Annotated in this window: 8 protein-coding genes; 1 reads left to right on the top strand and 7 read right to left on the bottom strand. The window is 68.9% G+C overall.

The features are described 5' to 3' along the window. Positions 1 to 249: 249 nt before the first annotated feature. From BLU84_RS25090 to BLU84_RS25065, 7 genes are all read right to left on the bottom strand, one after another. Entirely contained in the window at positions 250 to 5,427 is a 5,178-nt protein-coding gene (locus tag BLU84_RS25090; protein ID WP_139175252.1) for a beta strand repeat-containing protein, read from the bottom strand. A gap of 744 nt (positions 5,428 to 6,171) precedes the next feature. After that, a complete protein-coding gene (locus BLU84_RS25085) occupies positions 6,172 to 6,555 on the bottom strand; it encodes a RidA family protein (protein WP_074873691.1) in 384 nt (127 codons plus the stop codon). 145 nt (positions 6,556 to 6,700) lie between these two features. Next, entirely contained in the window at positions 6,701 to 8,881 is a 2,181-nt protein-coding gene (locus BLU84_RS25080) for a RelA/SpoT family protein (RefSeq protein ID WP_074873689.1), read from the bottom strand. 9 nt (positions 8,882 to 8,890) lie between these two features. Further along, on the bottom strand, positions 8,891 to 9,145 hold the full coding sequence (locus tag BLU84_RS28985; protein ID WP_425479454.1) for a DUF6053 domain-containing protein: 255 nt from the start codon (positions 9,143 to 9,145) through the stop codon (positions 8,891 to 8,893). Positions 9,146 to 9,299: 154 nt separating this feature from the next. Beyond that, on the bottom strand, positions 9,300 to 9,599 hold the full coding sequence (rpoZ, locus tag BLU84_RS25075) for a DNA-directed RNA polymerase subunit omega (RefSeq protein ID WP_057946389.1): 300 nt from the start codon (positions 9,597 to 9,599) through the stop codon (positions 9,300 to 9,302). A 236-nt stretch (positions 9,600 to 9,835) separates the two neighbouring features. Further along, entirely contained in the window at positions 9,836 to 10,456 is a 621-nt protein-coding gene (gene gmk, locus BLU84_RS25070) for a guanylate kinase (RefSeq protein ID WP_074873687.1), read from the bottom strand. Between the two features lie 109 nt (positions 10,457 to 10,565). Then, a complete protein-coding gene (locus tag BLU84_RS25065; protein WP_074873685.1) occupies positions 10,566 to 11,426 on the bottom strand; it encodes a YicC/YloC family endoribonuclease in 861 nt (286 codons plus the stop codon). A 70-nt stretch (positions 11,427 to 11,496) separates the two neighbouring features. Here BLU84_RS25065 and rph point away from each other — a divergent pair, with 70 nt between their 5' ends. Next, entirely contained in the window at positions 11,497 to 12,261 is a 765-nt protein-coding gene (gene rph / locus BLU84_RS25060; RefSeq protein ID WP_074873683.1) for a ribonuclease PH, read from the top strand. Positions 12,262 to 12,460 lie beyond the last annotated feature (199 nt).

Raw genomic sequence — 12,460 nt, 5'->3', positions numbered from 1 at the left:
GCGCCGCTCCTACAGGAGGCTTCGGCGGCTTCGATTCCGACTGTAGGAGCGACGCAAGTCGCGACCGCGAGGTCGCAACTGCGATGAAGCTTTCGGCGTAGCCGCGATGGCGTGGTCGCGGCTTGCGCCGCTCCTACAGGGGCTACGGACGGATTCGCTTGCGGGGGCGAGGCAATGCGAACGCGCCCCACGCCATTCACGATATTCGGCACTCGCCGCCGCCCTCCCGCGGCGGCGAGGCCGTCCCCATCACTGCACCGTGCAGCTGAACTCCAACGTCACCGGGATCGACGGCAGTAACGTGTCCAGAGTGACCCCGCTGGCCAGATCGCCGACGGTGATCGCGATGCTCGGACAGCCCGACGGCCCAGAGCACGTCACCGGGTTGCTGGCCGGGCAGTTCAGGCCGGCCGCGGGGGTGTCGCGAACCACCGCACCGGTCACCGACACCGAATCGTGAAGGGTCACTTCCAACTGATATGTCGTGGTGGCGCCCGCAACCAGCGTATCCCCGGCCTGATCGCTGGGTCCGTTGGCCGGCGTGTTGGTCTTGGTGATCGACAGATCGGTCGTGCGCAAGGTGTTGGTGTAGGTGCACACCGCAGGGTTGGTGCTGGTGATGGTCAGCGTGTTGTCCGCCTCCTGGCCATTGGTGCCGACCAGCTCATGGCCGCCGGTGCACGTCAACACGGTGCCGTAGTTGCCTACGTCCGGACCCGCTTCCGCCGGCAAGGTGATCGTGTCGCCGATGGTCACCAACACCGCCGCACCACTGTTGGCCGCATTCGGCGCCGTGGCATTGAACGCGGCGGTGTTGTTGGTGCCGCCCGTGGTCGCGCCGATGCTGATCTGATGCCCCGCGGTGCTGCCCGCCGCCCAAGCCTTGGCCAGTTGCAGCGTGGCCGTGCGCGGAGTGTTGGTGTAAGTACACACCGCCGCGGTGCCGCTGGTGATGGTCAGCGTATTGCTCTGCTGGCCGTCGCTGCCCGACAAGGTGTGGCCGCCGCTGCACGCCACCGTCGTGGTGTAGTTGGCCAGGTTCGCGCCCGTCTCCGCCGGCAGCGTGATGCTGTCGCCGACGTTGACGATCACCGCCGCGCCGCTGTCGGCCGCGGTCGGCGCGGTGGCGCCGAACGAGGCGGTGTTGTTGCTGCCGCCGGTGGTCGCGCCGATCGTCACCTGGTCGCCGGCGATGCTGCCCGCCGCCCAGGCCTTGGCCAGCTGCAAGCTGGACTGGCGCTGGTTGGTGAAGGTACAGGCGATCGCGTTGCCGACCGCAGTGTCCGCAGCAGCCAGGTTGAAGGTCGACGTCGCCGGATCGAACGCGCCGGCCGCTGGCGCCGCGCTGCCGCCGGCGGGAGTCACCGTACACGCGGCCCCCGCCAGCAACCAACCCGCGGGCACCGTCTCGGTCAGCGCGGTTGCCGTATCGACCGCCGCCAGGGTCTGCACGGCGCCCTGCGTACCGGTTCCGCCGTCGGCAGTCGTGGTGATCGAATGATTGGCGATGCCGTTGCTGCCGCCGAACTGGAAGGTGCCGGTTCCGCCGTTCGAAACCTTCGTCACCCGCACCGTCGGTGGGCGCTGGTTGACGAACGTACAGGCGATCTGGTTGCCGCGCGCGCCATCCGCGGCCGACAAGTTCACCGAACGGCCTGCGGCACTGAAGGTTCCGGCCGGAGCGGTCGTGCCATCCGGGCGCGTGACCGTGCAGCTCGCGGTGCGCAGGACAAACCCCGCGGGAGGCACAGTTTCCTGAACCACCATGCCACTGTTGTTGAGCGAATTATCCTGCAGCGTCGGGCCGGTGGTTCCCGGAGTTCCCGCCGCAGTGGTGGTGATCGACTGATTGAACAGCGCGCCGCTGGCGACAAGGATCCTGAACCCGAACGTCCCTGTTCCGCCTTCGGTGACTTTCGTGATCCGAAGTTGGGTGGCCATGTCGTCGTTGGTGATCGTACAGACCGCGTTGTCGCCAAGTCCCAAGGTCAGGCTGTTGCCGGCCACGGCGGCAGCGCCATTGAGCACGCACCTGTACTGCGAAGCCGCATAGCCGCCCGGACCGCCCGTCTCGCCCAAGGTATAGGCGCCCACCGCGACCGCAGCGTTGGTCACCGCAGCGCTGCCATGCGCGCCGCTGAGGTTGGTCGGCCCGGCGGCCGTCAGCGTCCACGCGGCGGCCGTCGCCGTGCCGCCGTTGTTGTTCACCACGGTCTTGCGCAGCGTCAGCCGCGCCGGCTGGTCGTCGTTGGTGATCGTGCAGACGGCGTTGTCGCCCCCGGCCAGGGTCAGGTTGTTGCCGACCACCGCTGCGCCACCGTTGACGACGCAGCTGTAAGCGCCGGTCGCCGCGTACCCAACCGGGCCGTTGGATTCCGCCAGCGTGTAGGCACCAGGATTTACCGCCGCATTGGTCACCGCCGCTGCGCCGTGCGTACCGCTAAGGTTGGTCGGGCCCGTCGCCGTCAGCGTCCACGCCGTGTTGACCGCGGCGCCGCCGTTGTCGTTGGTGACGGCCTTGCGCAGCGTCAGTTGCGCGGGCTGGTCGTCGTTGGTGATGGTGCAAGTGGCGGTGTCGCCCGCGGCCAAGGTCAGGTTGTTGCCGACCACCGCCGCGGCGCCGTTGACAACGCAGCTGTAGGCACCGGTTGCCGCGTAGCCCGCCGGGCCGTTGGATTCCGCCAGCGTGTAGGCACCAGGATTCACCGCCGCATTGGTCACCGCCGCTGCGCCGTGCGTACCGCTGAGGTTGGTCGGGCCCGTCGCCGTCAGCGTCCACGCCGTGTTGACCGCGGTGCCGCCGTTGTCGTTGGTGACGGCCTTGCGCAGCGTCAGTTGCGCCGGCTGGTCGTCGTTGGTGATCGTGCAAGTGGCGTTGTCGCCCGCGGCCAAGGTCAGGTTGTTGCCGACCACCGCCGCGGCACCGTTGACGACGCAGCTGTAGGCACCGGTCGCCGCGTAGCCGGCCGGGCCGTTGGCTTCCGCCAGCGTATAGGTGCCGGGATTCACCGCAGCGTTGGTCACCGCAGCCGCACCGTGCGCGCCGCTGAGGTTGGTCGGGCCCGTCGCCGTCAGCGTCCACGCGGTGTTGACCGCAGCACCGCCGTTGTCGTTGGTGACCGTCTTGCGCAGCGTCAACCGCGCCGGTTGGTCGTCGTTGGTGGCGGTACACACCGTGGTCTGGCCGAGCGCCAGGACGATCCGGTTGCTGGCGTCGACGGTAACGCCGTTGGTGCAAGCCCAGCCGGTCAGCGCGTAACCCGCGGGACCGCCCGTTTCCGACAGCGTGTAGGTGCCGACCGGAACGGCAGCCGCGGTGATGCCGGCCTGCCCTTCCGTGCCGCTGATGGTCGCCGGGCCCGTCGCGGTCAGCGTCCAGGCGGTATCGACGGCGGCGCCGCCGTTGTCGTTCACGACCGTCTTGGCGAGCGTCAGCACCGGCAATCGATCGTTGGTGAACGTACAGGCGATCGCGTTGCCGCCTGCCGTATCGGCCGCGGTCAAATTGAACGTCCGCGTCGCCGAGTCGAACGTGCCCGCCGCGGGTGCGGCGGTGCCGTTGGGCGGCGTAACCGTACAGGCCGCGTTCGACAGCGCCCATCCGGCGGGCGGAGCGTCTTCGCTGATCGCGGTCGCCGTGCCGGAAGCCGTCAGCAACTGCTGCGCGCCGACGGTTCCGGGGGTACCGGCCGCCGTCGTCGTGATGCTATGCGCAGCGATGCCGTTGTTGCCGGAGAAGCCGAACGTGCCGGTGCCGCCGTTGGAAACTTTGGTCACTGCCAAAGTTGTTGCAACGCGGGCGTTGGTGAACACACAGACCACATTGCGCCCGGCGCCCGCGACCAGCGGCAGCGTCGGCAACGTCAGCGTCTGCGTGCCGGCGTTGTAGCTTGTTCCGGCCAGCGTCGCGCCGTTGACGGTACACGACGGCGTACCCGTGACTTGCCAACCGGCGGCGGCCGCCTCGGTCAACGTAGTCGTTCCCGTGGTGCTGGCCAGGACCAAGGTCTGCCGCGCGCCCTGGGTGCCGGCCCCGCCGTCCGCCGTCGTCGCGATGGCATGGCCGGCGATGCCGTTGCTGCCGCTGAAATTGAACGTGCCGGTGCCGCCGTTGCTGATCTTGGTGACGGTGACGGTGTTGGCCACCCAGGTCATCGGCACGGACTGGTTCGGGATGTTCAAGCCGGTCGAGCTGGTGTAGTTGGCCTGCGTGTTGGTGAACGTGCCCAGCGTATTGCTGACCACGTTGACGCTGATGGTGCAGGTGGTCGCCGCGGCGCCCGGCACATTGCCTCCCGGCGTGCCGGCAGGCAGATTGCCGCCCGCGACCGAGAACGTGGTCGCGCCAGCGGTGGCGGTCAGCGTGGTGCCCGTACCGCAGGTGGTGGTGGCATTCGGCGTGGGGGCGATGACCACATTGGTCGGCAGCGTGTCGGTGAAGCCCCAGCCGACCTTGGCATTGTTGTCACCGCTGGTGTTGGTGACGGTGAAGGTGAGCCGCTTGACCTGGCCGACATGATTGGAGGCAATGTCCACCGCCTTGGTCACGCTGGGGCTCACGTCGATAGCGGCGAAATTGTCGAAAGCCCAGTCGTTACCGCCGCCCAACGGTTGTTGATTGATCATGGCGAAGGTCAGCCCTCCGCCGGTAATCAGCGGGGCCGAGCCGGCTCCCGTCGGAATATAGTTGGAGACTCGGACCTGTAGGGTGAAACCTGCGACGACCGGCGAGTCGGGACGCGCTGAAACGTTGTAACCGCGAGAGCCCGCCGGCGGGGCGCAGAGATTCATCTGGCTGCCGATCTGCGTCCCGTTGAGGTTGACAACGACCAGCGGCGAAGCGTTGCCCCCCCCGCAATTGACGACAGCAGCGGTGAACCGGAAGCTGATGAAACGGCCGCTGCCGCCTGCCGGGACACCCGGAAACGGGATAGGCGTGGCGTTCTGCATAATGGTATTGGGTGCGCCCGGATCGCCATTGGTATAGGCGGTCAGTCCAATGTTCTGCTTTTCGGCGTTGGTCGCGGTGGCGTTGTCGACTGTTGGCACAAAGCCATCGGGCCGGCCGGCGTTGAATGCGCCAAGCGCGAGCAGGTTTATCTGCGCCGAGCCCCAAATCCTCAATGGCTGAGGAGACCCCGCTCCCACGCAGCTCGCTGCGGCATTGGCATCGGCCGCGGGGCTCGCCCAAGCGCCGACGATGCCGTTGCATCCTATCGTACCGTTCCAGGAGGGATCGGCCGTATACGTCATGTTGAGCGGCGCGGGACCGATGTAGGCCGGGATGTCCCGCGTAGCGAAGGTGGGGCCGACGACGTTGCCGTTGTCGAAGGTTTCCTGAAAGATCACCGTCTGCGCCGCGGCAGGCAGCGCGATGCCGGACAGGGCCAGCGACAGCAGGCCGGCGAACTGGCTGTACTTAGTCATGCGCATCTCAATCACGCCCCAAAAATTCGTGGACCCGCCCGCCGGCCGTGGCGCATGGCGCCGCCCCTGAAACCGCATCCAGCCCGATCGACACTTCACTCATCTTCTTTTCCTAGGGTGCCGGCCCGAATGTCCCCGGTGCGGATTCGGCGGCGGTAGCGACGGAGCGGTCCGGGCGGCGCCTGCGCCACGGCTGGACGTTTCCTGGTGGCTCTGTCAGGGCGGCATGCGGTGCGCTCGGGCGCGCCGGCCTGCTCGCTGTGTTGAACCATTCGTCCAATCGCGCTCGGCCCCGGGAGGCGGACAAGACGGCGCCCGCAGCGGCCCGTTTGCGCGCTGCGGTGGCGGTCTCGCGGCACGTCGCCGGGTTCGGCGGGGGCGGCGCTGGTCGCGGTGGTGAGGTGTGTGAGGAGGCTGCCGGGCGCAGGCGGCTCGCGGTATCGCGGGTGTCGGGCGGGGATTGGTGGCTTCGGGCTTAAGCCGCGGGGCGGTTCGCTGCGAGCGGCGGCGCGGAGCGGGCGGCGCGCCTGGGATTCGGGCGGATGCCTGGGAAGCACCGGGGTGACTGGGGCGAACGTGGGCTGCGTCGCGGGGTTCGCGGGGACGCTGGCGGGTAGCCGGCGCCGTTGTTGCGTTGGCGCGGTCGCGGCTTGCGCCGCTCCTACAGGGGGCGACCGGGACAGCGCGGGCGGGAATAAAAAAGGCCGCCTCGGGGGCGGCCTTGTTTGGCGATGGCGATGCGGTTTAGCGCAGGACCATGATCGCGTCGACTTCGAAGGCTACGCCGCGCGGCAGCGCGGAGACTTCGACGGTGGAGCGCGCCGGATACGGTGGGTTGAAGTATTCGCCCATCACCGCGTTGACCTTGCCGAACGCGCCCAGGTCGGTGAGGTACAGGCCGAGGCGGGCGATGTCGGCCAGCGAGCCGCCGGCGGCTTCGCACACCGCCTGCAGGTTCTGGAACGCGCGGTGCGCCTGCGCTTCGATGTCGCCTTCCACGACCAGGCCGCTGGACGGGTCGAGCGCGATCTGGCCGGACAGGTACACCGTGTTGTCCACGCGCACGGCTTGCGAGTACGGGCCGATGGCGGCCGGGGCTTTGTCGGTCTGGATGATTTCGCGGGACATGGGTCGGGGCCGGGATAGGGAAGGGAGAAGGGGATCGTAAAGGCAGGACACGGCGACGCGAAAGAGCGCCCTGCCCGCTTCGGCGATTTCCTGTTCTGATTTCCCGGTTTCCCAGCTTCCAGCGAAAGCGAAGCCGCCGCGGCCGCTACATCCGCTGCACGCCCAGCACCACGGTCAGGCGCCGCACCCGCCGCATCACATCGGCCAGGTGGCGGCGGTCGTGCACTTCGATGGCGAAGCGCATCACCGCGATGTTGGCGTCGCGTTCCAGGTATTCGACCCGGTCGATGTTGGATTCGGCCTCGGCGATCGCCGCGGCCACCTGGGCCAGCGAGCCGGGGCGGTTGTCGACCTCGATGCGCAGCGCGGCGGCGAAGTCGCCGGAAACCTGGCGGTCCCAGCCGATGGAAACCCAGCGGTCGGGCGACTTGCGGTAGTCGGCGACGTTCGGACAGTCCAGCCGGTGCACCACGATGCCGCGGCCGGCGGTGTGGTAGCCCATGATTTCGTCGCCCGGCAGCGGCAGGCAACAGTTGGCGAAGCTGATGACGCCGCGCTCGGAACCGGTGATGAGGATCTTGTCCTCGGGCAGGCGCGGCCGGTCGATGGCGCGGCCGCGCGACTTGCCCGGCGCCTCGCGCGCCAGCGCCAGCGCGACCTGGTTGGGCATGCGGTTGCCCAGCGCGATGTCGGCCAGCAGCGCTTCCAGGCGCGGGTAACGGTTCTCGCTGAGGTAGGCCTCCAGGCGCAGCGCCGGGGTGCGGTCGAGCGAGGTCTCCAGCGACTCCAGCGCGCGGTCTAGCATGCGGTGGCCGAGTTGCACCGCGTCCTCGTGTTCGAGCTGCTTGAGCTGCTGGCGGATCGAGGTGCGGGCCTTGCCCGAGACCACAAACTCCAGCCACTGCGGCTTGGGCGAGGACGACTTGGCGGTGATGATCTCCACGCGCTGGCCGCTGGCCAGCTTGGTCCGCAGCGGTACCAGCTTGCCGTCCACGCGCGCGGCCACCGCGCGGTTGCCGACGTCGGTGTGCACCGCGTAGGCGAAGTCGAGCGCGGTGGAATTGCGCGGCAGCGAGAGGATGTCGCCCTTGGGCGTGAACAGGTAGACCTCGTCCGGGAACAGGTCGACCTTGACGTTCTCGAGGAATTCCAGCGACGAACCGGTGGCGCGCTGCGACTCGACCAGATTGGCGATCCAGCTGTGCGCACGCGACTGCGCGCTGTTCGGGCCTTCGCCGCCGTGCTTGTACGACCAATGCGCGGCGATGCCGCGCTCGGCGACGAGGTCCATGTCCTCGGTGCGGATCTGCACTTCCACCGGCGAGCCGTAGGGGCCGAACAGCACCGTGTGCAGCGACTGGTAGCCGTTGGCCTTGGGGATGGCAATGAAGTCGCGAAAGCGCCCGTCCAGCGGCTTGTACGCCGAATGCACCACGCCCAGGGCGTGATAGCAGTCGGGCACGTTCTTGACCACGACCCGGAAGCCGAACACGTCCATGACCTGGTTGAAGCTCTTATGCTCGTTGTGCATCTTGGTGTAGATGCTCCACGGCGACTTCACCCGGCTGATCAGCCGGTGCGGCAGCTTCTCTTTCGCCAGCCGCTGGGCCAGGTGCGCTTCGATCTGCACCAGCGATTCGCGCCGCACCACCGGCTGAGTGCGGATGCGCTTTTCGATCACCGCGTGGCGCCAGGGGTGCATGGCGCGGAAGCCCAGGTCCTGCAGTTCGGCCTTGATCAGGTTCATGCCCAGGCGCTGGGCGATCGGCGCGTAGATCTCCAGCGTTTCCAGGGCGATGCGTTGTCGCGCCTCCATGCTTTGCGCGCCGAGGGTGCGCATGTTGTGCAGGCGGTCGGCGAGCTTGATCAGGATCACGCGCAGGTCGCGCGCCATCGCCAGCAGCATCTTGCGGAAGCTCTCCGCGGCGGCTTCCTGGCGGTCGCGGAACTGCAGCTTGTCGAGCTTGGTGACGCCGTCGACGAGTTCGGCCACGGTCGGGCCGAATTCGGTGGACAGGCACTCGCGGGTGACCGGGGTGTCTTCGATGGTGTCGTGCAGGATCGCCGCGATCAGGGTCTCGATGTCCAAGCCCTGCTCGGCCAGCACCTTGGCCACCGCCACCGGATGGGTGATGTACGGCTCGCCCGACTTGCGCGTCTGCCCGGCGTGCGCGGCCGCGCCGACCGCCCAGGCGCGGCGCAGTTGCTGGCGCTGGGCTTCGGGCAGGTAATGCGCGGCCAGCTCCAGCTCGCGCACGTAGTCCGGCAGCTCCGTGTCGTCGGCAGCGGCGGGATAGGTGTTCAATGCGGGCTCGGCGGGAGTCATAACGGAAATTTACGCGCGCGGCACGGTCAGTGGCAACGCATCGGCCTGCATTGAATGTGGCGGCGGTGCGATGGGGCGCAAGCAATGATGCGCGCGACGGGGGCGCGGGCGCCGATCCGGTTCAGGAAAGCGGCAGGTTCGGGGCCGGGCTCGCGCTGGATGCGCAGGCGCTTGGGCTGTTGTGGGAGGGGCTTCAGCCCCGAGGCTCTTGTGTCCGGTCGCGGCGATCCGAGCGCAGAGCGTCGGGGCTGAAGCCCCTCCCACAAGAGCTGGCTGGCCTGGGCGGTCCACCTGGCCGGCATGGCTGAAGCGCAAAAGAAAACGGCCCCGCGAGGCGGAGCCGTTTTCCGGTCGCAGCCCGCGCCCGACGGGGCGCGAACCGCTGCTCGCGCGGCCCGCACGCGGCGGGCCGGGAGACTCAGTCGTCGCCCTTGGACAGGTCGTCGTCGGCGACCACTTCGGCCGCGGCCCATTCCAGGGCTTCGCGTTCCTTGCGCTCGCGCTCGGCCTTCTCGACCGCGTCGATGTAGTCCGGGTTGACCTGGCGCGCGGCGATTTCGCGCAGCGCCAAAACGGTCGGCTTGTCGTTGGCTTCGCTGTTGTCCAGCTGCGGCTCGACGCCGTTGGCCAGCTGGCGGGCGCGCTTGGCGGCCAGCATGACGAGTTCGAAGCGGTTGGGGACCACTTCCAGGCAATCTTCGACGGTGATGCGGGCCATGGGGCTCCTGCGGCCGGGTCGGCCGTCTTGCAAACGGATGGGGACCGGGAAGTCTAGGCGCAGCCGCCCCGAAACGCAAGGTTTTCGATAATTAACCCTTACGAATCAAGCGGATGCCCCCTGCAGGAGCGGCGCGAGCCGCGACCGCGACATCGCGCATACGACGCAAGACCGGAAGCCCGCAGTCGCGGCTCGCGCCGCTCCTACAGTCGGACGTCGGCCCTGCGCGGCCCGGATCAGCCCTCGTCGGCCAACAACGCCGTGATCAGCCGCGAATGCCGCGCCACCTGAGGTTCGCGCCGCAGTCGGCTGGCGGTGAAGATCGCGCACATCTCGTCGACCGCGGTGTCGAAGACTTCGTTGACGATGACGTAGTCGAATTCGCCGTAGTGCGACATCTCCTCGCGCGCGGCGGACAGACGCTGGCCGATCACTTCCTCGGTGTCCTGCCCGCGCGAGCGCATGCGCGACTCCAGCGCCTGCCGCGACGGCGGCAGGATGAACACGCTGACCGCGTCGGGCACCTTGTTGCGCACCTGGCGCGCGCCTTGCCAGTCGATCTCCAGCAGCACGTCCTTGCCGGCCGACAGGAACGGCTCCACCGACTGCCGCGCCGAGCCCTTCCAGTCGCCGTGCACGCGCGCATGCTCGAAGAAATCGCCTTCGGCGACCATCGCCTCGAACTCCTGCTCGCTGACGAAGTGGTAGTGCTCGGCGTGGCGCTCGCCCGGCCGCGGCTTGCGCGAGGTGAACGAGATCGACAGGCGGATGTTCGGGTCGCGCGCGAGCACCGCGTTGACGATGCTGGATTTTCCGGCTCCGGAGGGAGCGGCGACGATGTAGAGGGTTCCGCGCATGGGGTCGGTCGGTCCGGCCTGTGACAATGAAAACGGTGAAAACTGGAGGAACGGGCGAAGCGGAAACGGCAACGAGCGACGGCGCCCGTCCCGCGTTTGCGCCGGCGCGTTACTCGATGTTCTGGATCTGCTCGCGCGCCTGATCGATCAGCACCTTCAGCTCGACCGCCGCCGACGAGCTGCGCGCGTCGACCGACTTGGAGCCCAGGGTGTTGGCCTCGCGGTTGAATTCCTGCAGCAGGAAATCCAGGCGCCGGCCGACCGCTTCGCGCAGCTTGAGCACGCGCCGGGCTTCGGCGACGTGCGATTGCAGCCGGTCGAGCTCTTCGTCGACGTCGAGCTTCTGCAACCACAGCACCAATTCCTGCTCCAGGCGACCGTTGTCGGCCGGCTGGGCCAGGTCGGCCAGGCGGGTTTCCAGCTTGGTGCGCTGGCCGGCGCGGATCGCCGGCATCATCGTGCGGACCTCGCCTGCGATGCGCTCGATGCCGTCCACGCGCTCGCCGATCGCCGCGGCGAGCTTGGAGCCCTCGCGTTCGCGCGAGGCGACGAATTCGTCGAGCACGCTGTCCAGCAAGGCCAGCGCTTCGGCCTGCAACGCCGCCGGGTCGGCGGCCGGCGCCTGCAGCACGCCGGGGAATTGCAGCAGCTCGGTGAACTCGGTGCGCAGCGCCGGGAAGCGCGCGGACAAGTCGATGGCCAGCTCGCTGAGTTCGCGCAGACGGGTCGGATTGAGCTGCAGCGCGTCGCCGCCTTCCGGCGCGCGCAGGCGCAGGGTCAGGTCGAGCTTGCCGCGGCCGACGCGGGCGCCGATGCGCTCGCGCAGCGCCGGCTCCAGCACGCGCAGCTCGTCGGCCAGGCGCACGCCCAGTTCGAGGAAACGGTGGTTGACCGAGCGCAGCTCGCAGCCGAGCGTGCCCCAGGGTGTCGCGCGTTCGCCGCTGGCGAAGGCGGTCATGCTGCGGATCATTCGCCGGTTTCCGAGCCTTACGGGGGGTGAATGGTAAACTCGCCGGCCCTCAAAACGGTAACGCCGCGCCATGACCGGTCCCAATGCCGCCCCTGCCCAGGCTCCGGCCGGCCCCGTCGCCCGTCCCAGCGGCCGCCTGGCCGACCAGTTGCGCGAAGTGACCATCGAGCGCGGCTACACCCGCCACGCCGAGGGCTCGGTGCTGGTCAGCTTCGGCCAGACCCGGGTGCTGTGCACCGCCAGCGTCGACAACAAGGTGCCGGCGTTCCTGCGCGGCAAGGGCGAGGGCTGGGTCACCGCCGAGTACGGCATGCTGCCGCGCGCCACCCACACCCGCAGCGACCGCGAGGCCGCGCGCGGCAAGCAGGGCGGCCGCACCCTGGAAATCCAGCGCCTGATCGGCCGCGCCCTGCGCGCCTGCGTCGACCGCAAGGCGCTGGGCGAGCGCACCATCACCCTGGACTGCGACGTGCTGCAGGCCGACGGCGGCACCCGCACCGCCGCCATCACCGGCGCCTACGTGGCCCTGGTCGACGCGGTGCGCTGGCTGCAGGCGCGGCGCGAGATCACCCGCGACCCGATCTTCGGCGCGGTCGCGGCGGTGTCGGTCGGCGTCTACCGCGGCGCCCCGGTGCTGGACCTGGACTACGCCGAGGACAGCGACTGCGACACCGACATGAACGTGGTCATGAACGACGGCGGCGGCTTCATCGAGCTGCAGGGCACCGCCGAAGGCCACGCCTTCCGCCGCGAGGAACTCGACGCGCTGCTGGGCCTGGCCCAGGCCGGCATCGTCGAACTGCTGGAAAAGCAGCGCCAGGCCCTGGCCGCCTAAAGCGCGCGCCACGCCCCTGCGGGCGGTGGGGAGACGACGGCGAGTAGGGGATCTGCGCCCTTCGCCCGTTATGTGCTTCCTCACCGCCCGTTCGTTTTTTATCGATTTTGCCGATCGCGCCGGTTCCGCGCCGACGCGCGCACTGCATCGCAGTTCGCGCGCGCGGCGCTGAACTTTCGCGCTGCGTGCGCGTTCAATC

It is taken from the genome of Lysobacter enzymogenes (genome assembly GCF_900106525.1).
GTDB classification, from domain to species: Bacteria; Pseudomonadota; Gammaproteobacteria; order Xanthomonadales; family Xanthomonadaceae; genus Lysobacter; species Lysobacter enzymogenes.
This window is presented reverse-complemented; position numbering and strand designations above follow the sequence as displayed.